23 protein-coding genes and 2 riboswitches are annotated in these 24,468 nt (G+C 75.4%); of the genes, 19 read left to right on the top strand and 4 right to left on the bottom strand.

Annotation, left to right across the window (positions count from 1 at the left end):
- Window position 1 precedes the first annotated feature (1 nt).
- Window positions 2-1,564, bottom strand: coding sequence for an ABC transporter substrate-binding protein (locus EDD54_RS11765; RefSeq protein ID WP_126541351.1), 1,563 nt, complete (start codon window positions 1,562-1,564; stop codon window positions 2-4).
- A gap of 320 nt (window positions 1,565-1,884) precedes the next feature.
- Here EDD54_RS11765 and EDD54_RS11760 point away from each other — a divergent pair, with 320 nt between their 5' ends.
- Window positions 1,885-2,688, top strand: coding sequence for an HAD-IIA family hydrolase (locus tag EDD54_RS11760; RefSeq protein ID WP_126541350.1), 804 nt, complete (start codon window positions 1,885-1,887; stop codon window positions 2,686-2,688).
- Between the two features lie 367 nt (window positions 2,689-3,055).
- Complete coding sequence (cbiB, locus tag EDD54_RS11755; RefSeq protein ID WP_126541961.1) at window positions 3,056-4,039, top strand: adenosylcobinamide-phosphate synthase CbiB; 984 nt, start codon at window positions 3,056-3,058, stop codon at window positions 4,037-4,039.
- 134 nt (window positions 4,040-4,173) lie between these two features.
- Here cbiB and EDD54_RS11750 read toward each other — a convergent pair whose 3' ends face one another.
- Window positions 4,174-5,607 carry a cobyric acid synthase gene (locus EDD54_RS11750; protein ID WP_207620532.1) on the bottom strand — a complete coding sequence of 478 codons (1,434 nt, stop codon included), beginning with the start codon at window positions 5,605-5,607 and terminating at the stop codon, window positions 4,174-4,176.
- A 330-nt stretch (window positions 5,608-5,937) separates the two neighbouring features.
- Window positions 5,938-6,621 (bottom strand): cob(I)yrinic acid a,c-diamide adenosyltransferase, encoded by a 684-nt coding sequence (cobO, locus tag EDD54_RS11745; RefSeq protein WP_126541960.1) that lies wholly within the window; start codon window positions 6,619-6,621, stop codon window positions 5,938-5,940.
- A 137-nt stretch (window positions 6,622-6,758) separates the two neighbouring features.
- Between cobO and EDD54_RS11740 the strand changes: the two genes are divergently transcribed.
- From EDD54_RS11740 to cobJ, 8 genes are all read left to right on the top strand, one after another.
- Window positions 6,759-8,105, top strand: coding sequence for a Fic family protein (locus tag EDD54_RS11740; RefSeq protein ID WP_245515729.1), 1,347 nt, complete (start codon window positions 6,759-6,761; stop codon window positions 8,103-8,105).
- A gap of 78 nt (window positions 8,106-8,183) precedes the next feature.
- Window positions 8,184-8,405, top strand: a riboswitch (cobalamin riboswitch).
- Window positions 8,406-8,515: 110 nt separating this feature from the next.
- On the top strand, window positions 8,516-8,881 hold the full coding sequence (locus EDD54_RS11735) for a DUF1636 family protein (protein ID WP_126541348.1): 366 nt from the start codon (window positions 8,516-8,518) through the stop codon (window positions 8,879-8,881).
- Window positions 8,878-9,894 carry a cobalamin biosynthesis protein CobW gene (gene cobW / locus EDD54_RS11730; protein WP_126541347.1) on the top strand — a complete coding sequence of 339 codons (1,017 nt, stop codon included), beginning with the start codon at window positions 8,878-8,880 and terminating at the stop codon, window positions 9,892-9,894. Before EDD54_RS11735 ends, cobW begins: the two co-directional genes overlap by 4 nt.
- On the top strand, window positions 9,894-13,154 hold the full coding sequence (gene cobN / locus EDD54_RS11725) for a cobaltochelatase subunit CobN (protein ID WP_126541346.1): 3,261 nt from the start codon (window positions 9,894-9,896) through the stop codon (window positions 13,152-13,154). Before cobW ends, cobN begins: the two co-directional genes overlap by 1 nt.
- Window positions 13,151-14,305 carry a precorrin-3B synthase gene (locus tag EDD54_RS11720; RefSeq protein WP_126541345.1) on the top strand — a complete coding sequence of 385 codons (1,155 nt, stop codon included), beginning with the start codon at window positions 13,151-13,153 and terminating at the stop codon, window positions 14,303-14,305. The genes cobN and EDD54_RS11720 overlap by 4 nt, the downstream gene beginning before the upstream one ends.
- Window positions 14,302-14,934: a precorrin-8X methylmutase gene (locus EDD54_RS11715; protein WP_126541958.1), complete on the top strand. Its 633-nt coding sequence runs from the start codon at window positions 14,302-14,304 to the stop codon at window positions 14,932-14,934. Before EDD54_RS11720 ends, EDD54_RS11715 begins: the two co-directional genes overlap by 4 nt.
- Complete coding sequence (locus tag EDD54_RS11710) at window positions 14,934-15,665, top strand: precorrin-2 C(20)-methyltransferase (protein ID WP_165644849.1); 732 nt, start codon at window positions 14,934-14,936, stop codon at window positions 15,663-15,665. Before EDD54_RS11715 ends, EDD54_RS11710 begins: the two co-directional genes overlap by 1 nt.
- Window positions 15,662-16,411, top strand: coding sequence for a precorrin-3B C(17)-methyltransferase (cobJ, locus tag EDD54_RS11705; RefSeq protein WP_126541343.1), 750 nt, complete (start codon window positions 15,662-15,664; stop codon window positions 16,409-16,411). Before EDD54_RS11710 ends, cobJ begins: the two co-directional genes overlap by 4 nt.
- Here cobJ and EDD54_RS11700 read toward each other — a convergent pair.
- The gene (locus tag EDD54_RS11700; protein WP_126541342.1) at window positions 16,372-17,127 is read right to left on the bottom strand and encodes a cobalt-precorrin-6A reductase; all 756 of its coding nucleotides are present in this window, start codon (window positions 17,125-17,127) and stop codon (window positions 16,372-16,374) included. The two genes, cobJ and EDD54_RS11700, sit on opposite strands and share 40 nt — an antisense overlap.
- Here EDD54_RS11700 and cbiE point away from each other — a divergent pair.
- From cbiE to EDD54_RS11655, 9 genes are all read left to right on the top strand, one after another.
- On the top strand, window positions 17,126-18,313 hold the full coding sequence (gene cbiE, locus EDD54_RS11695) for a precorrin-6y C5,15-methyltransferase (decarboxylating) subunit CbiE (protein WP_126541341.1): 1,188 nt from the start codon (window positions 17,126-17,128) through the stop codon (window positions 18,311-18,313). The genes EDD54_RS11700 and cbiE overlap by 2 nt on opposite strands.
- Complete coding sequence (locus EDD54_RS11690) at window positions 18,310-18,687, top strand: cobalamin biosynthesis protein (protein ID WP_126541340.1); 378 nt, start codon at window positions 18,310-18,312, stop codon at window positions 18,685-18,687. Before cbiE ends, EDD54_RS11690 begins: the two co-directional genes overlap by 4 nt.
- Window positions 18,684-19,466, top strand: a complete 783-nt coding sequence (gene cobM / locus EDD54_RS11685; RefSeq protein ID WP_126541339.1) for a precorrin-4 C(11)-methyltransferase — start codon at window positions 18,684-18,686, stop codon at window positions 19,464-19,466. The genes EDD54_RS11690 and cobM overlap by 4 nt, the downstream gene beginning before the upstream one ends.
- Complete coding sequence (locus EDD54_RS11680) at window positions 19,463-20,854, top strand: cobyrinic acid a,c-diamide synthase CobB (protein ID WP_126541338.1); 1,392 nt, start codon at window positions 19,463-19,465, stop codon at window positions 20,852-20,854. Before cobM ends, EDD54_RS11680 begins: the two co-directional genes overlap by 4 nt.
- A gap of 155 nt (window positions 20,855-21,009) precedes the next feature.
- A riboswitch (cobalamin riboswitch) is annotated at window positions 21,010-21,202 on the top strand.
- Between the two features lie 62 nt (window positions 21,203-21,264).
- A complete protein-coding gene (locus EDD54_RS11675; RefSeq protein ID WP_126541337.1) occupies window positions 21,265-21,942 on the top strand; it encodes an energy-coupling factor ABC transporter permease in 678 nt (225 codons plus the stop codon).
- A gap of 65 nt (window positions 21,943-22,007) precedes the next feature.
- Window positions 22,008-22,769: a precorrin-6A synthase (deacetylating) gene (gene cobF / locus EDD54_RS11670; protein ID WP_126541336.1), complete on the top strand. Its 762-nt coding sequence runs from the start codon at window positions 22,008-22,010 to the stop codon at window positions 22,767-22,769.
- 77 nt (window positions 22,770-22,846) lie between these two features.
- Window positions 22,847-23,290, top strand: a complete 444-nt coding sequence (locus EDD54_RS11665) for a hypothetical protein (RefSeq protein ID WP_126541335.1) — start codon at window positions 22,847-22,849, stop codon at window positions 23,288-23,290.
- 70 nt (window positions 23,291-23,360) lie between these two features.
- Window positions 23,361-23,924 (top strand): DUF2244 domain-containing protein, encoded by a 564-nt coding sequence (locus EDD54_RS11660; RefSeq protein ID WP_126541334.1) that lies wholly within the window; start codon window positions 23,361-23,363, stop codon window positions 23,922-23,924.
- Window positions 23,921-24,463: a DUF983 domain-containing protein gene (locus EDD54_RS11655; RefSeq protein WP_126541333.1), complete on the top strand. Its 543-nt coding sequence runs from the start codon at window positions 23,921-23,923 to the stop codon at window positions 24,461-24,463. The genes EDD54_RS11660 and EDD54_RS11655 overlap by 4 nt, the downstream gene beginning before the upstream one ends.
- Window positions 24,464-24,468 lie beyond the last annotated feature (5 nt).

Here is a 24,468-nt window from a genome sequence, read left to right as displayed (position 1 = left end):
GTCAGGCGAGCGTCGCCTTGCTCATGTCCTGCATGCCGTTCGGGTAGATGTAGAGACCCTCGAGCTTCTTGTCGTAGGCGTGGATGAACACCGAGGTGAACAGCGCCAGCGCCGGGGCCTTGCGGGCGATCGTCGGCAGCGTCTCTTCCTGGAGCACCTTCTTGCGCTCCTCGATCGTGCCGGCGTTGCGCTCCTTGTCGAGCACGGCGTCGATCTCGGGGTCGACGATGCCGGTGATGCGCTTCGAGGACGAGTGGAAGTGGGTGCGGATCACGAGGTCGGGCTCCGGCGAACCGGTGCACCAGCCGCAGTCGATCATGTTGCCCTCGCCGCCGCCCGGCTTGTCGTAGAGCAGGTTGCCCCAGGCCGCGACCTCGAGCGTCTGCAGGTTCACCTTGAAGCCCTGCTCCTGCAGCATGCCGGTGATCAGCTCGGCGTATTCCTTGGTCTTCGGGTAGAAGCCGACCGAGGTGTAGTAGGTCAGCTCCGGAAGGCCCTCGCCGTTCGGGAAGCCGGCCTCGGCCAAGAGTGCCTGCGCCTTCTCCGGGTCGTATTCCGGATAGTCGGCGACCTCGGTGTAGCCGAACTTGACCGGCGAGATGTGCGCCTTGGAGAACGTGCCGGAGACGCCGAGGATCTCGAGCACCTGGCTGCGGTCGATCGAGTGGCAGGCGGCGAGGCGGATGCGCGGGTCGTCGAACGGCGGCTTGGAGCAGCGGAAGAACAGGTACTTGTTCTCCACCGACACCGCCTTGTGGATGGCGAAGCGCTCGTCCTTGGAGATCGTCTCGACCTGCTCGGCCTCGAGGCGCTCGATGATGTCGGCCTCGCCGTTGAGCAGCGACAGCGTGCGCGTCGTGGTGTCGCCGACGAAGTGGTACTCGACGCCCGGGATCTTCGGCGCACCCAGGTAGAAGTCCGGGTTGGCGGCGAGGATGGTGGTGTCGCCCTTCTGGTCGACGTACTTGAACGGGCCGGTGCCGTTCATGCGCGCCGACAGCGTCTTCTTGTCGGCGACGTCCTTGGCCGCCATGATCGGCAGGAAGGACGACAGGTAGTAGTAGAGGCCGGCCGGGTAGCCGTGCGCCTTGGTGTTGATGCGGCAGGTGTGGTCGTCGACGATGTCGACGGTCACCTGACCCGGGTACCACTGCGCCGGGCGGTCGGGCTGCGAGCCGTATTCGTAGGTCGCCTTGACGTCGGCCGAGGTGAACGGCGTGCCGTCGTGGAACTTGATGCCCTGCCGCAGCTTGACCTCAAGGGTGTACTCGTCGATCGGCGTCAGCGATTCCGCCAGTTCGAACACCAGCTCGTCCGGCTTCTCCGGCGTCATCGGCGCGCGGGTGAGGTAGCCGAACACGAAGCCCTCGACGATCAGCTGGCCGAGGTTGGTGTGGGTGGTCGGGTCCCAGTTGCCGGTCAGCGCCTCGGCGGCGAGGAAGCGCAGCGGGCGGTTCTCGGCCGCGAAGGCCGAGGAGACGAGGAAGTCGGGGTTGACCCGTCCGAAGCCGTAGGCACCGGCCCCGGCGAGGCCGGCGAGCAGGAGATCCCGTCTGTTCATCATGTGCGTAAGGCCCCTCGATGATCGCTGGAAGGTGTCGTTGTTCTCGCCGGTCCGGCCCGGGCGACGACGCCCCGGTCCGCCGGCCACCGTTGTCGTCCGGTGATCCGTGACCCGGACTGTAGACCAGTTGCCGGGCCCGGCTGGATACCTGCCGCTCCACGATTCCATTGCTGACGCTCCCCGCCGCCCGGCCCGGCCGAACCGCCTCGGGCAAGGAAGACTGGACGGCCGGAGATGGGGCCGGCCGCCCGCCTCCCCTATGGTCCGCGCGGGGCGACGGCGCCGGCCGCGAACCGGCGCCAACGGACGGAGGACGGCACATGACGGCGACGGCGGACGGGCTTCCCGCGGGGGTGATCTGCGATCTCGACGGCGTCGTCTACCGCGGCGGCACGCCGATCCCGGACGCGGTCGCCGCCCTCAACCGCTGGCACGAGGCCGGCGTCGCCATCGCCTTCGTCACCAACAACTCGGTGCGCACCGCCGCCGCGGTCGCCGCCAAGCTGGTCCGCATGGGCGTTCCGGCCGCGCCCGACCGCGTCTTCGACGCCGCCACCGCCACCGCCGACCTGATCGCCCGGCGCTGGCCGGCCGGCACCGGCGTCTTCGCCATCGGCGAGGCGCCGCTCCTCGACGTCCTCGCCGACCGCGGCCTCGCCCTCGCCGGCGAGGACGCCGCCGTGGTCGTGGTGGGCTTCGACTACGACCTCACCTACGCCAAGCTGCGCACCGCTACCCGCGCCGCCCTCGCCGGCGCCGCCGTCGTCGTCACCAACCCGGACGTCCTCACGCCCGACGAGACCGGCTTCGAGCCCTGCGTCGGCGCCACCCTCGCCGCCATCGCCGCCGCGGTGCCCGCGATCCGGCCGGTGATGGTCGGCAAGCCCGAGCCGCACATGGTGCTGGACGCCCTCGCCCGGCTCGGCACCGATCCCGCCCTGACCGTGATGATCGGCGACCAGCTCCGCACCGACGTCGCCGCCGGCAAGGCGGCGGGCGTGCGCACGATCCAGGTCACCACCGGCGTCCCCGCCGAGCCGCTGCCCGGCGATCCCGTCCCCGACTTCGTCGTCGCCAGCCTCGCCGAGATCGGCCACGGCGCCGTCCGCTTCCCGCGCGCCTGACAGGCACGGCCGGGACGGCCTCGCTGCATCCACCTCCGCGAGCCCTCGAACCACGGCGCGATCGCCCGAAGCCCGCCGTCTTCATCCTTCCCCTCCAGGGGGTGAGGCAGAGCCGAACGCCGAGGAGGCAAGCGACTCCGAGGCCGGTGTTGGCCCGGAAGGCCGGAAGGGGTCGCGGTTCCGTGGGTGCCTTGGTCGACGTGGCGGGCGGAACGGCCGGCTCCGCCGCCCGTCGCGACCCCTTCCGCCTCGCTCCGCTCGGCACCTTCCCCTGATGGGAAGGATGAATGGCGGCTTCGAGCCATCGCCCTACGGCGCCCCCGCCGCCGCTTTACGGCGCGCCTCCGACCGGGCTACAGGCACCGCCATGCCGGTCCCCGACGCCCCGCTCCTCCTCGCCGCCGCGCTCCTCGTCGAGGCCGCCGCCGGCTATCCCGACGCGCTCTATCGCCGGATCGGCCACCCGGTCACCTGGATCGGCGCCCTGATCGCCGCGCTCGACCGCACCCTCAACCGCCCGGCCGATCCCTTCGCCGTCCGCCGCGCCGCCGGCGTCGCCGCCCTCCTCGCCCTCGTCGCCGTGCCGGTCACCGCCGCGCTGGCGGTCGAGCGCGGCCTCGTCGCGCTCTTCGGCCCGGTCGCGGCGCTCGTCCCGCTCGCCGTCGTCGCCTCGAGTCTGCTCGCCCAGCGCAGCCTCCACGACCACGTCGCCGCCGTCCGCGACGGCCTGCGCGCCGGCGGGCTTCCCGCCGGGCGGCGGGCGGTGTCGATGATCGTCGGCCGCAACCCCGAGCGGCTCGACGAGGCCGGCGTCTGCCGCGCCGCCGTCGAGAGCCTCGCGGAGAACTACTCCGACGGCGTCGTCGCCCCGGCGCTCTGGCTCGGCGTCGGCGGTCTTGCCGGCGGGGTATTCTACAAGGCAGTCAACACCGCCGATTCGATGATCGGCCACAGGAGCGAGCGCCACCGCGCCTTCGGCTGGGCCGCCGCCCGGCTCGACGACCTCGTCAACCTGCCGGCCTCGCGGCTCGCCGCGCTCCTGGTGGTCCTCGCCGCACTCGGCCCCGGCACCTCGGCCCGCGGCGCCCTCGCCGCCGTCCACCGCGACGCCCGCCACCACCGTTCGCCCAACGCCGGCTGGCCCGAGGCCGCTTTCGCCGGCGCCCTCGGCTTCGCCCTCGCCGGCCCGCGCGTCTACGGCGACACCCTGGTCGACGACGGCTACATGGGGAACGGCCGCCGCGACCTCGGCGCCGACGACGTCGACCGCGCCCTCGTGCTCTACCGTCGCACCCTCGCCCTCCAGGCCGCCGTCGCCTTGGCGGTCGCCGCGGCCGTCGCGCTCGTCTGACACCGAACTCGCGACGGTCCGACCTCTGGTCGGGGCGTCGCGGGCGAGGAGCGCCCGACGGGGCGCCGGCCGTATGGCCGACACCTCGTGAAGCCCCGACGAGTCGGGGCTTCACGAGACAGGTTTGGTACCCCTCAGCGCGCCAGCGCCAGCAGCCCGGCGACGTCGACGTGGGCCTCGAGATGGTCCGCGAGCGCGTCGAGCGCCGCCTCCACCGCCGCGCCGTGCGTCGTTCCCGTCGAGGCGACGCCGAGGCCGGCGAGGAAGGCGGCGCGGAACTCCCCGGCCGCGAACAGCCCGTGCAGGTAGGTGCCGGCCACCCGCCCGTCCGCCGACAGCGCCCCCTCGGGCCGGCCCTCGACCGTGGCGAACGGCCGGGCGCGGTCGGGCCCGTCGGTGCGGCCGACGTGGATCTCGTAGCCCTCGATCGCCGTCCCGCTCGCCACGTGGCGCGCCGCCGTTGTCGCGAGGCGCTTTTCCGCCGTCATCACCGTGTCGACGTCGAGCATGCCGAGGCCGGCCGACGTGCCCGGCGCGCCGTCGATGCCGTCCGGGTCGACGATCGTCCGGCCCAGCATCTGGTAGCCGCCGCAGAGCCCGAGGATCCGCCCGCCGCGGCGGCGGTGCGCCGCGAGATCCACGTCCCAGCCCTCGGCGCGCAGGAAGGCGAGGTCGCCGCGGGTCGACTTCGTGCCCGGCAGCACCACCAGCGCCGCGTCGCCCGGGATCGCCGAGCCCGGCGTCACCATCACGAGGTCGACGCCCGGCTCGACCGCGAGCGGATCGAGGTCGTCGAAGTTGGCGATCCGCGACAGCGCGAGGCAGGCCACCTTGACCCCACCCGCCGCGCGGCCGGAGGAGAGGTCGAGCGCGTCCTCGGCCGGCAGCCGGCACGCCGCCGGGAACCACGGCACCACCCCGAAGCCCGGCCATCCCGTCCGCTGGGCGACGAAGGCGTAGCCGTCATCGAACAGGCGCGGGTCGCCGCGGAACTTGTTGACCAGGAAGCCGGCGATCATCGCGGCGTCCTCCGGGTCGATCACCGCCTTCGTGCCGACGATCTGGGCGATCACGCCGCCGCGGTCGATGTCGCCGACCAGCACCACCGGCACGCCTGCGGCGCGGGCGAAGCCCATGTTGGCGATGTCGCCCCGACGCAGGTTCACCTCGGCCGGGCTGCCCGCGCCCTCGACCACGACGAGGTCGTAGGCGGCTTCCAGGCGCCGGAAGCTCCCGAGCACCTCGCCGAGCAGCGTCGGCTTCAGGTCCGTGTAGTCGCGGGCGCGCACGCTGGCGATTCGCCGGCCGCGCAGGATCACCTGCGCGCCGACGTCGGTCTCGGGCTTCAGGAGCACCGGGTTCATGTCGACGGTCGGCGCGATCCCGGCGGCCAGCGCCTGCAACGCCTGCGCGCGCCCGATCTCGCCGCCGTCGGCGGTGACGGCGGCGTTGTTCGACATGTTCTGCGGCTTGAACGGCGCCACCGACAGCCCGCGCCGCCGCGCCGCCCGGCACAGCCCCGCCACCAGCATCGACTTGCCGGCGTTCGAGCCGGTCCCCTGGATCATGATCGCGGCCAAGGCCGGTTCCTCCGTTCACGCACTTGGGGACGGCGGGTTGCTCGCTGAGACACCGGCACCGCCACAACCCATCCAAACTCCTACGCCACAAACGCAATTCATCCTTCCCCTCAGGGGAAGGTGCCGAGCGGAGCGAGGCGGAAGCGGTCGCGACGGCCGGCCAAGCCGGCCGTTCCGCCCGCCGACGTCTGCCGCAGACCCCTCGGAACCCCGACCCCTTCCGGCCCTGCCGGGCCACCTTCCCCTGGAGGGGAAGGATGAAGGCCGTGGGCTTCCGCGCCCCGAAGACCAGCCCCGCCAATCCCCTTCACCACCCCCTCAGAACTCTACCCCCGGCTGTGCCTTCACCCCCTGCCGGAACGGGTGCTTCACCGCCACCATCTCCGTCACCAGGTCCGCCGCCTCCACCAGCGCGTCCTTGGCGTTCCGCCCGGTCAGCACCACGTGCGTCGTCGCCGGCTTCTCCGACTTCAGGAAGGCCACGACCTCGTCCACGTCGAGATAGTCGTAGCGCAGCGCCACGTTGATCTCGTCCAGGAGCACCATGCGGATCGCCGGGTCGCGGATCAGCGTCTTGGCGGTCTCCCAGCCGGCGCGGGCGGCGGCGACGTCGCGGTCGCGGTCGCCGGTCTCCCAGGTGAAGCCCTCGCCCATGGCGTGGAAGCGGCAGAGATCGCCGAAGCGCTCGGTCAAGAGGCGGCGCTCGCCGGTGTCCCAGGCGCCCTTGATGAACTGCACGACGGCGGAGGGCATGCCGTGGGCGATCGCGCGCAGGATCATCCCGAAGGCCGACGACGACTTGCCCTTGCCGGGGCCGGTCAGCACGATCACCAGCCCCTTCTCGACGGTCTTGCCCGCCATCATCCGGTCGCGCGCGGCCTTCTTCTTGGCCATCTTGGCCCTGTGCCGCGCCGCCCCGCCGTCGTCCGCCGGCGCCGTCTCGTCGCCCGCGCCGGCCGGAACCTCCGCCGCGCCCGCCTCCGCCTCGCCCTCCGACACCATCGCCACGACCCTTCCGTCCGAACGCCCACTCCGCCACCGCTCCAGCCGCCCTAGGCCGATTCGCTCCCCGCTTACCATGGGCCGCCGGTCGGGCACGTCGCCGCCCTCTGTTCCCCCGGGCCGAGATGTGCCGCAGGATGCACTGTCCGAGGGTCGGCAATCCAGATCGGCAAGCGCAATCGGCAACGAGCCTTCCAGATTTCCTTCAGTTCATTGTATTGAAAGAGAATGCGATACCGATTGGATCGGCAGGAATGATCGAGTCCCCCGCCCGGATGGAACCCTGCTTCTTCGAGGACGGGATTCCGAGGCCGTTGGCCGATCTCGCCGTCGAGATCCAGCGCGCGGCCGACGGCCTCGGCCGCGGCCTGCACCCGGACGCGGCAAGCGAGTTGGCGGATCTCGTCCGGGTGATGAACTGCTATTACTCCAACCTCATCGAGGGCCATCACACCCGCCCGCGCGACATCCTGCGCGCACTCGAGGACCTGCCGATCGAACCGGAGCGCCGTCCGTTGGCGCTGGAGGCGCGGGCTCATGTCCTGGTCCAGCGCGAGATCGATGCGCTTCACACCTGCGGCGCGTTGCCGCCGCCGACGTCGGCCGCCTTCGTGTCCTGGATACACCGACGATTCTACGAAGAGATGCCGGCGGAGTTTCACGCTCTGGACCATCCGGACGGTCGCCGGGTCGCGATCTCACCGGGTGCCTTCCGGGCGACGGACGCCGACGACGTCGCGGTCGGCCGACACCTGCCGCCGTCGTCGCACCGTGTCCCGGCATTCATGCAGCATTTCGAGCGCCGGTTCGGTGCGGCCGCGCAGTGGGCGAGCACGCGGATCATCGCCATCGCCTCGGCGCACCACCGGCTCTGCTACATCCATCCCTTCGTGGACGGCAACGGTCGCGTCGCCCGGCTGATGTCGCACGCCATGGCGCTTCAGGCCGGAATCGGCGGTGCCGGCCTGTGGTCGATCTCGCGCGGGCTCGCCCGCGGCTTGCGGGACCGCGGGGAGTACCGTCGGATGATGGACCACGCCGACAGCCCCCGACGCGGCGATCTCGACGGTCGCGGCAACCTCTCCGCCGCGGCGCTCGAGGACTTCTGCACCTGGTTCCTGACCGTCGCGCTCGATCAGATCCGCTTCTCCACCGCCCTGTTCGACCTCGGCGGGTTGGAAGCCCGTTACCGCACCCTCGTCGCCGATGTCGTCGGTGACCGGCGCGCTCCGGATCTCGTGTCCGCCGTTCTGAGAATGGGCGAAATGGCGCGCGGCGACGCGGCACTGGTGCTCCGCACGTCCGAGCGCACCGCCCGCAACACCGTCGCCGAACTCGCACGAGAGGGCTTCTTGAGGTCGCGCAGCCCGAAGGCGCCGGTCCGCATCGGTTTCCCCCTCGACTGGCGCGAGCGACTGTTCCCGAATCTCTTCACCGACGCGGAGTTCGCGCCACCCGTATCGCCGCCGTTCTCGCCGCCGTGACGACGGGCTTCGAGTGCGGCGATCGGCGGCGTTCGACTGTGCCCCATTTGCCGGACTTGACTTTCCCCCCGCGCCACGTGTCTCTGGAGGCACGCTGGTTCCCGCCCTCCGGGGTGGGCCAAGAGGGAATGCGACGGGCCGCCCGGATCGGGGGGCCGCGCACGCAGCCGCCCCCGCGACCGTGACCGGAGAGGTCTCCCAACGCCACTGGCCGAAAGGCTCGGGAAGGCGGGAGAGCGTGGAAGGGCCCGCCCTTCCGAATCCGGGAGCCGGGAGACCTGCCAGCCGAATCGAGAACGGGCGGACGGGGTGTGCCGCGACCGGTCGGCTGTCGGCGCGCGCCCGGTCCCGTCCCGTGTCCGCCCTTCGTCCGCATCGGCTCGCCATCCGCCACAGCGAAGAGGCGAGCCGTGGGAACCACGCTCTACGTCTGCGTCACGTGCCGGGCCGGCGAGCCGCCCGGCGAGGATCGCGCGCGCCCCGGCAAACGGCTGGCGGCGGCGCTCGCCGCGCTGCCCGCGCCGCCGGGCGTCCGCGTCGTCCCGGTCGAATGCCTGTCCGCCTGTTCCACCGGCTGCGCCGTCGCGCTCGCCGGACCGGGACGCTGGACCTACGTCTACGGCCGGCTCGGCGAGGCCGACGCCGCCGCCATCCTCGACGGCGCCGCGCGCCACGCCGCCACCGCCGACGGCCTCGTGCCCTGGCGCGAGCGGCCCGAGATCTTCCGCAAGCAGTCCATCGCCCGCATCCCGCCGCCGGAGATCCCCGCGCCGTGACCGATCTTTCCAAGATCCCCGTCACCGTCGTCACCGGCTTCCTCGGCGCCGGCAAGACCACGCTGATCCGCCACCTCCTCGCCAATCCCGGCGGCCGCCGGCTCGCCGTGCTCGTCAACGAGTTCGGCGCCGTCGGCGTCGACGGCGCCATCCTGAGGGACTGCGCCGACGACCTCTGCCCGGCCGAGAACATCGTCGAGCTCGCCAACGGCTGCCTCTGTTGCACCGTCGCCGACGAGTTCCTGCCGACCATGGAGGCGCTGCTCGCCCGCCCGGTCAGGCCCGACCACATCCTGATCGAGACCTCCGGCCTCGCACTGCCGAAGCCGCTCCTGAAGGCGTTCGACTGGCCGGCCGTGCGCTCGCGCGTCACCGTCGACGCGGTGGTCGCGGTCGCCGACGCCGAGGCGGTCGCCGCCGGCCGCTTCGCCCCCGACGCCGGCGCCGGCGCCGCCGGTCCCGACCACGACGCCCCGCTCGCCGAGGTGTTCGAGGACCAGATCGCCGCCGCCGACGTGGTGCTCCTGACCAAGCCCGACCTCGCCGGCGCGGCCGGCCTCGCCGCCGCCCGCGCCGCGGTCGCCGCCCTCGCGCCGCGGCCGCTGCCGGTGCTGGTGGTCGAGGAGGGCCGCGCCGACCCGCGCCTGCTGCTCGGCCTCTCCGCCGCCGCCGAGGACGACCTCGCCGCCCGCCCGTCGCACCACGACGGCGCCGACGACCACGAGCACGACGACTTCGCCACCACCGTGGTCGATCTCGCCGAGATCGACGATCCCGCCGCCCTCGCCGAGAGGATCCGCCGGCTCGCCCGCGAACAGGGCGTGCTCCGCGTCAAGGGCCACGTCGCCGTCGCCGGCAAGCCGATGCGGCTGCTGGTCCAGGCGGTCGGCGCGCGCGTCCGCCACCACTACGACCGGCCGTGGGGCGCGGACCCGCGCATCTCGCGGCTGGTGGTGATCGCCGAGACCGGCGACCTCGACCCCGCCGCCGTCCGCGCCGTGCTCGGCGCCTGATGCACGTCGTCGTCCGCGAAAGCCGTGGTCTCGGCGAGACCGCGGTGCCGCACGACCCCGCCCAGGACCCGGCGGACCTCGTCGCGCTGTCCTTCTCCGACAGCGACCTCGGCGCCCTCGCCGCGGGCTGGCGGGCCATGCGCGGGAGCCTGCCGACGCTCCGGCTCGCCAGCCTGGAGGCGCTGCGCCACCCGCTCGCGGTCGACCTCTACGCCGAGCGCACCCTCGCCGGCGCCAGGGCCGTGCTGGTCCGCCTCGTCGGCGGCGCCGGGGCTTGGCGACACGGACTCGACGCCCTCGCCGCCCTCGCCCGCGCCGGCGGACCCGTCGTCGCCGTGCTGCCCGGCGACGGCCGGCCGGACGCGGCCCTCGACGCCGCCTCGACCCTGCCGGTGCCCGTGCTGCGCCGTCTCGCCGCCCTCCTCGACCACGGTGGGCCCGACGCCGCCGCGCGCGCCCTCGCCGAACTCGCCGCCGCCGCCGGGCTCGCCGCCGCACCGCCTGCCGACGCGGCCGATCCCGAACCGCTGCCCGCCGCCGGCTTCTACCGGCCCGGCGCCGGCGCGCTCGCCGAACCTCCGGCCCCGGACGGCCGGCCGGAGGCGGTGGTGGTGTTCTACCGCTCCTATCTCCTCGCCGCCGACACCGCCCCGGTCGACGCCCTCCTCGCCGCCCTCGAAGCGCGCGGCTTCGCCGCCCACGGCCTGTTCGTGACCTCGCTCAAGGACCCCGCCGCCGCCGGCTTCGTCCGCACCCGGCTCGCCGGCAGGCCGGTCGCGGCGATCGTCTCGGCCACCGCCTTCTCCGCCCGCGGCGACGACGGCGCCACGCCCTTCGACGGCCTCGGGGCACCGGTGTTCCAGGTCGCGCTGTCGACGGCCCGCCGGCGCGACTGGGCGGCGTCGACGCGCGGCCTGTCGCCGGCCGACCTCGCCATGCACGTGGTGCTGCCCGAGGTCGACGGCCGGATCTTCGCCGGTGTCGCCAGCTTCAAGGCGCCGACCGCGCGCGACCCCGACACCCAGTATTCCCGCTTCGTCCACCGCCCCGATCCCGGTCGGATCGCCGCGATCGCCGACCGGATCGCCGCCCGCCGCCGCCTCGCCGCCACGCCGGCCGCGGCGCGCCGGATCGCGCTGGTGCTCTCGACCTACCCCGGCCGGCAGCACCTCGTCGCCCACGCCGTCGGCCTCGACGCCCTCGCCTCCGCCGCCGCTGTCCTCGAGGACCTCGCCGCCGCCGGCCATCGCACCGCCCCGGCCGGCGACCTCGTCGCCGACCTCTCGGCGCGCACGGGGACATGGCCCGTCGCCGCCTACGAGGCCACCCTCGCCGGCCTGCCGGAGGCCGCCCGCGCCGCCCTCGCCGCCGCCTGGGGCGATCCCGCGGCCGATCCCGCCGTCGCCGACGGCGCCTTCCGCTTCGCCGCCACGACGCGCGGCGACGTGCTCGTCGCGCTCCAGCCCGAGCGCGGCGCCCCCGCCTCGCGCGCCGCCGACTACCACGACCTCGCCCGCCCGCCCCGCCACGGCTACGTCGCCTTCCACCTCTGGCTCGCCGCCCGCGGCACCGACGCCCTCGTCCACATGGGCGCCCACGGCACGCTGGAATGGCTGCCCGGCAAGGCGGTCGCGCTCGGGCCGGACTGCTGGCCAGAGTTGCTCGTCGGGGCGCTGCCGGTGGTCTATCCCTTCGTCGTCAACGATCCCGGCGAGGCCGCCCAGGCGCGCCGGCGGATCGGCGCCGTCACCCTCGGCCACCTGCCGCCGCCGCTCGCCGACGCCGCGCTGCCGGCCGACCTCGCGGCGCTCGAACGTCTGCTCGACGAGTGGTCGACCGCCGACGGCCTCGACCCCGCCCGCCGCGATCGCCTGATCGCCGCCATCCGCGCCGAGGCCGAGGCGACCGGCGTCGCCGCCGACCTAGCCCTCGCCCCCGACGCCGCGCCGGCCGAGGCGCTGCCGGCGATCGACCGCTTCGTCTGCGACCTCAAGGAGAGCCGCTACGGCGACGGCCTGCACGTCTACGGCCGCGGCGCGTGCGGCCGCGAGGAGCGCGACGGCCTCCTCGCCGCCCTCACCGGCCGCCCGGTCGCGGCCGGCCCGTCCGGATCGCCCCATCGCGGCCGGACCGACGTGCTGCCGACCGGCCGCAACCTCTACGCCGTCGACCCGCGCGCGGTACCGACGCCGGCCGCCCATGCGCAGGGAATCCGCCTCGCCGAGGAACTGGTCCGCCGCCACCTCCAGGACGAGGGCGAGCTGCCGCGCTCGGTCGTCGTCGACCTCTGGGGCTCCTCGACCATGCGCACCGCTGGCGAGGACTTCGCCATGGCCCTCCACCTCGCCGGCCTGCGGCCGGTCTGGGACCACGGCACCGGCCGCGTCACCGGCGTCGAGACGGTCGCGCCGGCCCTCATCGGCCGGCCGCGGATCGACGTGACGCTGCGCGTCTCCGGCCTCTTCCGCGACATCTTCCCCGGCCTCGCCCAGCTGTTCGAGCTCGGCGCGGACCTCCTCGCCGGCCGCGACGAGGCCGACGGCGACAACCCCTATCGCCGCCGTGCCCCCCGCGTCTTCGCTCCCGCCCCCGGCCGCTACGGCGTCGGCCTCGACCCCGGCGCCGACCTGTCGCCCGAGGCCCGCGACCGCGCCGGCCGCGCCTGGCTCGCCGCCTCGTCCCACGCGATCGGCCTCGACGGCGACAGCCGGCCCGACCCCGCCGGCCTCGCCGCCCGCCTCGCCGGCGCCGACGCCTTCGTCCACGCCCACGACCTCACCGAGACGGACATCCTGCTCGCCGCCGACCACGCCGCCCACACCGGCGGCTTCGCCGCCGCCCGCGCCGTCCTCGGCCTCTCGCCGGCGCGGCTCTGGCACCTCGACGTCACGCGGGCCGACGATCCGCGCGTGCGCGCCCTGCCCGAGGAGATCGCCCGCATCGTCCGCGCCCGCGCCACCGCTCCCGGCTGGATCGCCGGCATGATGCGCCACGGCTTCCGCGGCGCCGCCGAGATCGTCGCCACCGTCGAGCACCTCGCCGCCTTCGCCCATCTCGCCGACGCCGTCCCCGCCCACCTCTTCGACCGCGTCTTCGACGCCACCCTCGGCGACGACGCCGTCGCCGCCTTCCTCGCCCGCGAGAACGCGGCCGGCCACGCCGCCCTCGCCGCGCTGTTCCGCCGCCTCCGCGCCGCCGGCCTCTGGACCACCCGCCGCAACCGGGTCGCGGCCATCCTCGAACCCGGATTCGCGCCGTGACCGACCCGCTCGTCCGCGGCTGGTGCCCCGGCGCCCACCGGCCGATGCGCTCCGGCGACGGCCTCGTCGTCCGCGTCCGCCCGCGGCTCGGCCGCCTCTCGGGCGCGCAGCTCGCCGGCCTCGCCGACGCCGCCGCCCGCTTCGGCAGCGGCCGGATCGACCTCACCGGCCGTGCCAACCTGCAGATCCGCGGCGTCGCCGACGACGACCATCCCGCCCTCCTCGCCGCGCTTTCCGCCCACGGCCTGCTCGACGCCGACGAGGCCGCCGAGCGCCGCCGCAACGTGGTGGTGACGCCCTTTCCGGACATGGCCGGCGAGACCGCGGCCCTCGCCGCCGCCCTCGACGCCCGCCTCGGCGACCTGCCGCCGCTGCCGGCGAAGTTCGGCTTCGCCGTCGACACCGGACCGGTCCGCCGCCTCGCCGACGTCCCCGCCGACATCCGGATCGAGCGCGCCGCCGACGGCGGCCTGCTGGTGCGCGCCGACGGCCTCGACCGCGGCGTCGCCGTCGGCCCGGACGCGGCGATCGCGTTCGTCTTCGGCCTCGCCCGCTGGTTCTCGGTCGCCGGCGGCATGGTCGCGGGCCGCGGCCGCATGGCCGATCTCGTCGGCCGCGGCGTCCGCCCGCCGGCCGCCCTCGCCGGCGACGCCTTGCCCGCCGCCGCCGCGCCGCCGCCGGTTCCGAGTCCCGCCGACGGCGGCCGTCTCGTCGGCTTCGCCTTCGGCGCCGCCTCGGCCGCCGACCTCGCCGTCCTCGCCGCCCTCGGCGACGTCCGCGTCACCCCCTGGCGGATGCTGCTGGTCGAGACCGCCGCCGCGCCGCCAGACCGCCCCGACCTCCTCCTCGCCGACGACCCGCTGCTCGCCGTCGCCGCCTGCAGCGGCGCGCCGGACTGCCAGCAGGCGAAGGGTACCACCCGCGACCTCGCCCGCCGCCTCGCCGGGCTCGTCCCGCCGCGCACGCGGCTGCACGTCTCCGGCTGCACCAAGGGCTGTGCCCTCGCCGGCCCCGCCGACGTCGTCCTGGTCGCGACCGCCGCCGGCTGGGACGTCGTCCGCGACGGCCGGCCCGGCGATCCCCCGGTCGCCCGTGGCCTCCCCGCCGCCCGCCTCGCCGATCCCACCTTTTTCCGGGAGCTCGTGTCCTGACCCGCCGCTACGAAACCGACGGCGCGGCGATCTACCGCCGCTCCTTCGCCATCATCCGCGCCGAGGCGGATCTCGCGCGCTTCGACGCCGACGAGGAGCCCGTCGTCGTCCGCATGATCCACGCCGCCGGCCTCGTCGGCCTCGAGGCGGCGGTGGCCTTCACCCCCGGGATGGTGACGGCGGCCCGCGCCGCGCTCGAGGCCGGCGCGCCGATCCTCTGCGACGCCCGCATGGTCGCCGAGGGGATCACCCGCGCCCGCCTGCCCGCCGACAACCCGGTGATCTGCACGCTCCACGATCCGGCCGTGCCCGCCCTCGCCGCGAGCCTCGGCGACACCCGCTCGGCCGCCGCCGTCGAGCTCTGGCGTCCGCATCTCGCCGGCGCCGTGGTGGCGATCGGCAACGCCCCGACCGCCCTCTACCGCCTGCTCGACATCCTCGCCGAACCCGGCGCGCCCAAGCCCGCCGCGATCGTCGGCTGCCCGGTCGGTTTCGTCGGCGCCGCCGAATCCAAGGACGAGCTGCTCGCCGCCCCGCCGGCCCCCGCCCTCGCCGTCCGCGGCCGGCTCGGCGGCTCGGCGGTCGCGGTCGCCGCCGTCAACGCCATCGCCTGCCGGAGGGAGATTTGATGGGCCGCATCGTCTGCGCCGGACTCGGGCCTGGCGACCCCGACCTCCTCAGCGTCAAGGCGGACCGCGCCGTCCGCCGTGCCCGCCATCTCGCCTATTTCCGCAAGGCCGGCCGGCCCGGACAGGCCCGCCGCATCGTCGACGGCCTCGTCGCCCCCGGCACCACCGAATATGCGATGGAATACCCGGTCACCACCGAACTGCCCTTCGACGGACCGGACTACCGCCGCCTGCTCGCCTCCTTCTACGATCATTGGGCCGACCGCCTCGCCGCGCTCGCCGAGACCCGGGACGTCGTCGTGCTCTGCGAGGGCGACCCGTTCTTCTACGGCTCCTTCATGCACCTGCACCTGCGCCTGCAGGGCCGCGCCGAGATCGAGGTGATCCCGGGCATCCCGGGCATGGCCGGCTGCTGGACCGCGACCGGCGTCCCGGTCACCTGGGGCGACGACGTCCTCACCGTGCTCGCCGGCACCATGGCCGAGACCGACCTTTCCCGCCACATGGCCGCCGCCGACGCGCTCGTCGTCATGAAGGTCGGCCGCAACCTTGCGAAGATCCGCCGCGCCCTCGCCGCCGCCGGCCGGCTCGATCGCGCCTGGCTGGTCGTGCGCGGCACGATGCCGGGCGAGCGGGTCGCCCGGCTCGCCGAGGCGGAGATCGAGGACTGCCCCTATTTCGCGACCGTCGTCGTCCACGGCGACGGCCGCCGCCCGGAGCTGCCGGAATGAGCGGCCGCCTCGTCGTCGCCGGGCTCGGCCCCGGCGCCCCCGGCCTCGTCACGCCCGAGGTCGACGCCGCGCTCGCCGCCGCCACCGACCTCGTCGGCTACGGCCCCTATGTCGTCCGCGTCGCGCCGCGGCCCGGCCTAGTGGTCCACGCCTCGGACAACCGCGAGGAGATCGCCCGCGCCCGCCACGCCCTCGACCTCGCCCGCGCCGGCCGCTCGGTGGTGGTGGTGTCCTCCGGCGATCCCGGCGTCTTCGCCATGGCCGCCGCGGTGTTCGAGGCGATGGCGGAGCTTCCCGACCCGGGCGCCGTCGACGTCGCGGTGCTCCCCGGCGTCACCGCCATGCTCGCCGCCGCCGCCCGCGCCGGAGCGCCGCTCGGCCACGACTTCTGCGCCGTCAACCTCTCCGACAACCTCAAGCCCTTCGCCGTGGTCGAGGCGCGCCTGCGCGCCGCCGCCGCCGCCGACTTCGCCATGGCGCTCTACAATCCGCGCTCCAAGGCGCGTCCCGGCCAGTTCGCCCGCGTGCTCGACATCCTGCGCGAGACCTGCGGCACCGACCGCCTCGTCGTCTTCGCCCGCGCGGTCTCGACCCCCGACGAGGCGATCGCCACCGTCACCCTCGGCGAGGCCACGGCAGAGATGGCCGACATGCGCACCGTCGTGCTGGTCGGCTCGTCGACGACCCGCCGGGTCGGGCGCCACGTCTACACGCCGCGCTCCGCGTCCCCGGGGGCGCGCGGATGACCGAGCCGCGCCATCAGGTCGCCGACCGTCGCCACCACGGTCCGCGCCGGCAGCACCGGCCGTTCCACCATCACCACGGGGATGCCGAGGTCGCGGGCGGCGACCAGCTTGGCCTCGGCCGCGGCGCCGCCGGCGTTCTTGGCGACCACCAGGGTGACGCCGTGCGCGCGCATCAGCGCGCGGTCGCCCTCGACCGTGAACGGCCCGCGGTCGACCACAACGGCGGCATTCTCAAGTGGCGGCCGCTCGACGGGATCGACGAGGCGGAGCAGCCAGCGCCGGCCGGCAAGGCCGGCGAAGGCGTCGAGCCCCTGCCGGCCGATCGCCAGGAATACCGTCCCGCCCGTGGCCAGCACCGCCGCGGCGGCGGCGAGGTTGGGCACGGCCGTCCAGTCGTCGCCGGGACCGGCGGTCCAGGCCGGTCGCTCGTAGGCGAGGAGGTCGACGCCGGCGCGCCCGGCCGCGGCGACGGCGTTACGGCTGATCTCGGCGGCGAAGGGATGGGTGGCGTCGACGAGATGGCTGAACCCGCCGGCCGCCAGGAAATCCGCGAGGCCGTCGGCACCGCCGAAGCCGCCGACCCGGGTCGGCAGCGGCTGCGGCTTCGGCGCCGCGGTGCGGCCGGCGTAGGAGTAGACCGCGGGGATCCCCGCCGCGGCGAGCGCCGCCGCGATCCGTCCGGCCTCCGCCGTGCCGCCGAGAAGGAGCACGCGCATGGCCTCTGAACCCTGGCTCGTCGTTGTCGGTGTCGGCGAAGATGGCCCGGACGGGCTGCCGCCCGCAAGCCGCGCCGCCGTCGCGGCCGCCGAGATCGTGTTCGGCGGCCGGCGCCACCTCGCCCTCCTCGGCATCGCCGCCGACCGCGCCCGGCCCTGGCCGGTGCCTTTCGACGTCGCCCCGGTGCTCGCCGTCCGCGGCCGGCTCACCGCGGTGCTCGCCTCCGGCGATCCGTTCTGGTTCGGCGCCGGCGCCGTCCTCGCCGAGCGCCTCGACCGCGCCGAGTGGACCGCCCTGCCGGCCCCGTCCACCTTCGCGCTCGCCGCCGCCCGGCTCGGCTGGCGGCTCGAGACCACCCGCTGCCTCGGCCTCCACGCCACCCCGTTCGAGACCGCCCTGCCCGTCCTCCACCGCGGCGCCCGCCTCCTCTGCCTCGTCGCCGACGCCGCCGCGGTCGGAGGCCTCGCCGCCTTCCTCGCCGCCCGCGGCTTCGGGGCCTCCCGCCTCGTCGTGCTCGAACGCCTCGGCGGCCCGCACGAACGCGTCCGCTCCACCACCGCCGACGCCCCTCCGCTGCCGGACGTCGCCGCCCCGGTCGCGGTGGCGGTCGAGGTCGCCGGTGGGCCGGGACTGTCGGCGGTGCCCGGCCGGCCCGACGACCTCTTCGAGCACGACGGCCAGATCACCCGCGCCGCCGTCCGCGCCCTCACCCTCGCCGCCCTCGCCCCCCGACCCGGCGAACACCTCTGGGACCTCGGAACCGGCTCCGGGTCGGTCGCGATCGAGTGGTGCCTCGCCGGCGGCACCGCCAGCGCCGTCGAGCGCCGACCCGACCGCGCCGCCGTCGCCCGCCGCAACGCCGACGTCCTCGGGGTGGGGAGATCCGTGCGCGTGGTCGAGGGAAGCACCGGGGACGTGCTCGATCGTCTGCCGCCACCCGACGCCGTCTTCGTCGGCGGCGGCGCCGACGACGCGCTGATCGCGCGGGTGGTCGCCCGGTCGACATCAGGTTGTCGATTGGTTGTCAACGCGGTGACGCTGGAAACCGAACGGCTCGTCGTCGACGGCCACGCCCGCCACGGCGGCCGTCTGACCCGGATCGACCTCGCCGAGGCCGCCCCGCTCGGGCGGATGCGCGGCTTCGTGCCGGCCCGCCCGATCGTGCAGTGGAGCGTAACCCTATGATCGTGCTGGGCCTCGGCTTCCGCCCCGCCGCCACCGCGGCCTCGCTCGCCGCCGCCGCGAAGGCCGCCGCCGGTCCCGATCTCGCCGCCGTCGACCGTCTCGCCACCGCCGCGGACAAGGCCGGCCATCCCGCCCTCCTCGCCTTCGCCGCCGCCCTCGGCCGGCCGGTCGTCGCGGTGTCCGCGGCGGTGATATCAGCCTCGACCGGCGCCGCCGAGCGCCCCGCCGTCCCCGCCCGCTATGGCCGCCGCAGCGTCGCCGAGGCCGCCGCGCTCGCCGCCGCCGGCCCCGGTTCGCGCCTCGCCGGCGCCCGCGCCGCCGCCCCCGACGGCCTCGCCGTCGCCGCCCTCGCCATAGGTAAGTCCCTGACATGACGGTTCATTTCATCGGCGCCGGTCCCGGCGCCCCCGACCTCCTGACCCTGCGAGGCCGCGACCTGATCGCGGCCTCGCCGGTCTGCCTCTACGCCGGCTCGCTGATCCCGCCGGCGATCCTCGCTTATTGTCCGCCGGGCGTCCGGATGATCGATTCGGCGCCGCTCTCGCTCGACGAGATCGTCGCGGTTCTGGCCGAGGCTCACCGCGACAATCTCGACGTTTCACGTCTTCACTCAGGGGATCTCTCCATCTGGTCGGCCCTCGGCGAACAGACCCGCCGTCTCGACGCTCTCGGCATCCCCTGGACCGTCACCCCCGGCGTCCCCTCCTTTTCCGCCGCCGCCGCCGCCCTCGGCGCCGAACTCACCCTGCCCGGCCTCGCCCAGTCGGTCGTCCTCACCCGCACCTCCGGCCGCGCCAGCGCGATGCCGCCGAGCGAGTCGCTCGCCGCCTTCGCCGCCACCGGCGCGGTGCTGGCGATCCACCTCTCGATCCACGTCCTCGCCCGCGTCGTCGCCGACATCCTGCCGCACTACGGGGAGGATTGCCCCGCCGCGGTGGTCTGGCGGGCGAGTTGGCCCGACGAGCGGATCGTCCGCTCGCCCCTCGGCGCGCTGGTCGCGGCGGTCGGCGACGTGCCGGAGCGGACGGCGCTGATCCTGGTCGGGCGCACCCTCGGTGCAACCGACTTCGCCGAGAGCCGGCTCTATGCCCGCGACTACGACCGCCGCTTCCGCCCGACCGGCCCGGCGCCACGTTTCCCGGAGGCGCCGTGACGCCGCCCGGCCTCGTCGTCGCCGCCGCCGCGTCCGGTTCCGGCAAGACGCTGGTGACGCTCGGTCTTTCGCGCGCGCTCCACCGACGCGGCCTCGCCGTCGCCTGCTTCAAGTCGGGTCCCGACTACATCGACCCCGCCTTCCTCGCCGCCGCCACCGGCCGCCCGGCCTACAACCTCGACAGCTGGGCGATGCCGGCCGCCCTCGCCGGTGCCGTGGTCGCGACCGCCGCCGACGCCGACCTCGTCGTCGCCGAGGGCTCGATGGGCCTTTTCGACGGCGTCGCCGTTCCGGGCGCCTGGGGCACCGGCGCCACCGCCGACCTATCCGCCCGCACCGGCTGGCCGGTGATGCTGGTCGTCGACCCCGCCGGCCAGGCCCAGACCGCCGCCGCCGCCGCCCGCGGCCTCGCCGGCTTCCGTGCCGATGTCCGGATCGCCGGCGCGATCCTGAACCGGGTCGCCAGCCCCCGCCACGAAGCGCTGGTCCGCGCCGGCTTCGCCGAGGCGGGGATACCCGTGTTCGGCGCCCTCCCGCGGAGCGCCGGCATCGCCGTTCCCGAGCGCCACCTCGGCCTCGTCCAGGCCGGCGAGACCGCCGACCTCGAGCGCCTGATCACGGCCGCCGCCGACCTCGTCGCAGCCCACGTCGACCTCGACGCCGTCGTCGCCGCGACGACGGCCGACCGAGACGTAAACGGCTGTTTTAAAACAGATTTTCCGACTTCACCGAAGCTGGCAGGCGCGCTGCCACGGGCCGTCGCGACCACCGGTTTCCCGACCGGCGGCAGGCTGCCGCGGGCGCCGGCGGGGCGGATCGCGCTCGCCTCCGACGTCGCCTTCTCCTTCGTCTATCCCCATCTCCTCGCCGGTTGGCGCGCCGACGGCGCGACCATCCTGCCGTTCTCCCCGCTCGCCGACGAGGCCCCGGACCCCGGCGCCGAGCTCTGCTGGCTGCCCGGAGGCTATCCCGAACTCCACGCCGGCCGGCTCGCCGCGGCCGAACGCTTCCGCGCCGGGCTCGTCGCCTTCGCGGAGACCCGGCCGGTCCACGGCGAGTGCGGCGGCTACATGGCGCTCGGCGCCGGCCTCGTCGACGCCGCCGGCGAACGGCACCGGATGGCCGGTCTCCTCGGCCTCGAGACCAGTTTCGCCCGCCGCCGGATGACCCTCGGCTACCGCCGCGCCACCCTGCTCGCCCCCATCCCCGGCCACGACGCCGGCGCGCGGCTACGCGGCCACGAATTCCACTACGCCACCATCCTCGCCGAACCCGACGCCCCCCTCGCCCGTCTCGTCGACGCCACCGGCGCCGACATGCCCGAGACCGGCTCCCGGCGCGGCCGCGTCACCGGCAGCTTCCTGCACCTGATCGCGGCGGAGGGCTGAGTGGGTCGACTACCCTCCCCCTCGTGGGGAGGGTCGGCCCGTAGGGCCGGGGTGGGGCACGCGTCCGCTCGCGCGACGCAGGGCGACGGGCAGGCCCTTTCTCCCGCGTCCTTCGCCCGCCTTGACTCCGCCCCGCCGGGCGGCCACGGTCCCGGCGACGGTTCCCGAGGGCCCGACGGCCGGAGGGATCAAAAGGGAACGCGGTGAGGTGTAGCCATCAGGCGCCGAACCCGCGACTGCCCCCGCAACTGTGAGCGGCGAGCCGCCTCCCCATCCGACAGCCACTGGGCGCCAGCCCGGGAAGGCCGGGGAGCGACCTGGACCCGCGAGTCAGGAGACCTGCCGTCGAGCCGGCCGCAAGGCCCATCGCAACCCTCGCGCCGTCGGGTGAGACGGCAGGAGGCATCGACATGCACATCGAACCGGGCGTCGTCACCGGCGCAAAACTGATTCTGAGCTACGCCACCGCGGCCACCGCCGGCGGCTTCTCCCTGAAACTCGCCGCCGACACGGTGCGCGAGGCCGGCGCGCCGGCCTTCCTCGGCCGGGCCGCCATCGCCTCGGCCCTGGTGTTCTGCTTTTTCGAGGTGCTGCCGCACCATCCCGTCGGGGTCTCCGAGGTGCACCTGATCCTCGGCTCGACACTGCTGCTGCTGTTCGGCGCCGGCGCCGCGGCGGTCGGGCTGGCGGCGGGGCTCGCGATCCAGGGCCTGTTCTTCGCGCCCTTCGACCTGCCGCAGTACGGCATGAACGTCACCACGCTGCTGGTGCCGCTGTTCGCGGTGGAACTGCTCGCCAGGCGGATCGTCGCGCCCGGCACGGCCTACGTCGACCTCGCCTACCGGCAGGTCCTGGCGCTCTCGACCGCCTACCAGGGCGGCGTCGTCGCCTGGGTGGCGTTCTGGGCCTTCTACGGCGAGGGCGTCTCGGCGACCACCGCCGTCGCGGTGGCGACCTTCGGGGCGTCCTACATGCTGGTGGTGGTCGTCGAGCCACTGATCGACCTCGCGGTGCTCGCCGCCGCCAAGGCGCTGCGCGGCCTCACCGACGGCGACCTGTTCGCCCGCCGCCTGCACCGGCCGGCCTGACCGGCTCGGCGACGACCGGGGCGGCCCTGCCGGGCCGCCCCTCCCCTCGCGATCGGACGTCTCCCATGATCGACCTCGCGCTCGTCGGCATCGGCGCCGGCGCGCCCGGCCACCTCACCCTCGACGGCATCGCCGCGCTGAACCGCGCCGACGTGGTGCTGGTGCCCGACAAGGGCGCCGAGAAGGGCGAGCTCGCCGCGGTACGGCTGCGGCTCTGCGCGGCCGTGCTGACCAACCCGGCGACGAGGATCGTGACGGTCGCCGTACCGCGCCGCGCCGCCGACGATCCCGACTACGCCGGCGCCGTCGACCGCTGGCACGACGCCGTCGCCGCCGCCTGGGGCGCGGCGATCGCGGCGGCGCTGCCGGACGGCGGCCGTGTCGCGACCATGGTCTGGGGCGACCCGGCGCTCTACGACAGCACGCTGCGGATCGCCGGGCGGCTCAAGGCGACGATCGACCTCGCCGTCACGGTGATCCCCGGCATCACCGCGCTGCAGGCGCTGACGGCGGCGCACCGCATCCCGCTCGCCGAGATCGGCGCGCCGGTGCTGGTGACCACGGGCCGCCGGCTCGCCGAACGCGGCTGGCCGGCCGACGCCGACACCGTCGCGGTGATGCTCGACGGCGCCTCGGCCTTCCGCGCGCTCGATCCCGCGGATCTGCGGATCTGGTGGGGTGCCTATCTCGGCATGCCCGCCGAGATCCTGGTCGCCGGACCACTCGCCGAGGTCGCCCACGAGATCCTCGCCCGCCGCACCGCCGCCCGCGCCGCCAACGGCTGGATCATGGACACCTATCTGCTGCGCCGGACCGCGGCCGGGTGAACACGCCCCGGCGGCGCGCGTCGCGAAATCCCGTGCCGGCTTGACCGACATCAAGGCCGCGGCCCGGCGATGCCCGCATGCTGGCCGGCACGGACCAACCGCACGGGATCGCCCGCGCCTCCATGACGATCGGCCGCCACCGCCACGCCTTCGCGATCCTGTTCGCCGCGCTGCAGCTCCTCGCCGCGATCGTGGTCGGCTTCGCGCCGCACGCCGTCGCCGGGGTGCGGGTCGGACCTGATCCGACCTCGGCCGCCTTCGTGCTGCCCGACGGCTCGCGGCCGTCGATCTGCGGCACCGACGCGCCGGCCGGATCCGACCACGCCGCGGCCGGTTCGATCTGCGCGGCCTGCCTGCTCGCCGCCGCACCCGGCCTGCCGCCGCCGGCGGACGGCATCGCGCTGCCCGATCCGGGCCAACCGCGCTGGGACGCGCCGCCCCCGACCACCGCCGCCGTCGGCCGCACCATGCCCCGCGCGCAGCCGCGCGGGCCGCCGGGCGTCGCCGCGCCCCCCTGCTGAACGGCCGCCGGGCTCCGGAACGGAGCGGGCGCGCCACGCCCGTCACCGCCCGATTTCCGAGACCGACCCGATGCTTCACGCCCCCTGCGGCGAGACCGCCGGCGCCCGCGCGCCGGAGCCTCCCCTCGCTCAGCCCCTGCTCGACGCCCTGATCACCCCGCACCGCTCCCTCGACGGCCGGGCCTTCCTGCTGTTCGCCGCCGCCGTGGTCGTGGTCGCGACCGTTGTCGCGCTCGCCTTCGCGACCTCGCGCCACTGGCCGGTGGCGGTGTTCGTCGCCGGCGACGCGATCTTCCTGATCGCCGCCGTCGGCGGCCACCGTGCCCGCCGGGTCGGCTGGGAACGGGTGGTGGTGGAGCGGGGCCGCGTCGTGCTGGCGAGCGGCGACGGCCGCGGCCGGGAGGCGCCCGCGCGCAGCCTGCCGGTGTTCGGCCTTCGGGTCGAGCACGTCGTCGATCCGGACTACGGCAGCCGCGCGCTGGCGCTGGTGCTGCGCGGCGAGAGGATCGTGCTGGCGCACGCGCTGTCGCCGGCCGAGCGGAGCGCGTTCTGCGACGCGCTGGTCGCCGCGCTGGCGGCCGCGGGCGGCCCCACGGCGTGCCGCGAGATCCGGCCGGCGGCGCTGCTCGCATGAACGCACCCGGTCCCGGCGCCGGCCTGCGCGTCGTTTATCGCGACAACGGCTTCCACCCGCCGCGGCCGGTCGTCGCCGCGCTCGCACGCGGCTGGCACGGACGCTGCCCCGCCTGCGGCGACGGCGGCGTCCGCCTCGGGCGCACCGACGCCGGCCCGTGCTGCACGGCCTGCGGCGAGGCGCTCCACCACGGCCGCATCGCCAATCTGGTGCCGCTCGCCGCCGGCGGGGCCGCCTTCCTGATCGGCGCCGCGACCGCGTGGGCCGCGATCCGCCTCGCCGGGGCCGGCGACCTGCTCGCCTTCGCCGTCGCCGCGGCGGTGGCGACGGCCACGGCGACGGCGGCGATCCCGCGGGTGCGCGGGGCGGCGACGGCGCTCGCCTGGAGCCGCTACGCCGACGGCTTCGACCCGCTCGCCGATCCGGACGCCGACCCCTCCGCGGTCGTGCTCCTCGCCGGCCGGACCGTGGCCGCGCCGCGGTCGGTCACGGCCGACGACGCCCCGGCACCGGAGGGCGCCGTCGCAAGCCCGGCGTGAGCCGG

It is taken from the genome of Oharaeibacter diazotrophicus (assembly GCF_004362745.1).
GTDB lineage: Bacteria > Pseudomonadota > Alphaproteobacteria > Rhizobiales > Pleomorphomonadaceae > Oharaeibacter > Oharaeibacter diazotrophicus.
The sequence above is the reverse complement of the archived record's forward strand: the minus strand, read 5'-3'. Positions and strand labels throughout refer to the sequence as shown.

Excerpts from the sequence above, each read along its gene's own strand:
- EDD54_RS11765 (WP_126541351.1), bottom strand. The coding sequence starts at position 1,564 with ATGATGAACAGACGGGATCTCCTGCTCGCCGGCCTCGCCGGGGCCGGT.
- EDD54_RS11760 (WP_126541350.1), top strand. The coding sequence starts at position 1,885 with ATGACGGCGACGGCGGACGGGCTTCCCGCGGGGGTGATCTGCGATCTC.
- cbiB (WP_126541961.1), top strand. The coding sequence starts at position 3,056 with ATGCCGGTCCCCGACGCCCCGCTCCTCCTCGCCGCCGCGCTCCTCGTC.
- EDD54_RS11750 (WP_207620532.1), bottom strand. The coding sequence starts at position 5,607 with ATGATCCAGGGGACCGGCTCGAACGCCGGCAAGTCGATGCTGGTGGCG.
- cobO (WP_126541960.1), bottom strand. The coding sequence starts at position 6,621 with ATGGTGTCGGAGGGCGAGGCGGAGGCGGGCGCGGCGGAGGTTCCGGCC.
- EDD54_RS11740 (WP_245515729.1), top strand. The coding sequence starts at position 6,759 with ATGCACTGTCCGAGGGTCGGCAATCCAGATCGGCAAGCGCAATCGGCA.
- cobN (WP_126541346.1), top strand. The coding sequence starts at position 9,894 with ATGCACGTCGTCGTCCGCGAAAGCCGTGGTCTCGGCGAGACCGCGGTG.
- EDD54_RS11710 (WP_165644849.1), top strand. The coding sequence starts at position 14,934 with ATGGGCCGCATCGTCTGCGCCGGACTCGGGCCTGGCGACCCCGACCTC.
- cobJ (WP_126541343.1), top strand. The coding sequence starts at position 15,662 with ATGAGCGGCCGCCTCGTCGTCGCCGGGCTCGGCCCCGGCGCCCCCGGC.
- cbiE (WP_126541341.1), top strand. The coding sequence starts at position 17,126 with ATGGCCTCTGAACCCTGGCTCGTCGTTGTCGGTGTCGGCGAAGATGGC.
- EDD54_RS11700 (WP_126541342.1), bottom strand. The coding sequence starts at position 17,127 with ATGCGCGTGCTCCTTCTCGGCGGCACGGCGGAGGCCGGACGGATCGCG.
- EDD54_RS11690 (WP_126541340.1), top strand. The coding sequence starts at position 18,310 with ATGATCGTGCTGGGCCTCGGCTTCCGCCCCGCCGCCACCGCGGCCTCG.
- cobM (WP_126541339.1), top strand. The coding sequence starts at position 18,684 with ATGACGGTTCATTTCATCGGCGCCGGTCCCGGCGCCCCCGACCTCCTG.
- EDD54_RS11675 (WP_126541337.1), top strand. The coding sequence starts at position 21,265 with ATGCACATCGAACCGGGCGTCGTCACCGGCGCAAAACTGATTCTGAGC.
- cobF (WP_126541336.1), top strand. The coding sequence starts at position 22,008 with ATGATCGACCTCGCGCTCGTCGGCATCGGCGCCGGCGCGCCCGGCCAC.
- EDD54_RS11665 (WP_126541335.1), top strand. The coding sequence starts at position 22,847 with ATGCTGGCCGGCACGGACCAACCGCACGGGATCGCCCGCGCCTCCATG.
- EDD54_RS11660 (WP_126541334.1), top strand. The coding sequence starts at position 23,361 with ATGCTTCACGCCCCCTGCGGCGAGACCGCCGGCGCCCGCGCGCCGGAG.
- EDD54_RS11655 (WP_126541333.1), top strand. The coding sequence starts at position 23,921 with ATGAACGCACCCGGTCCCGGCGCCGGCCTGCGCGTCGTTTATCGCGAC.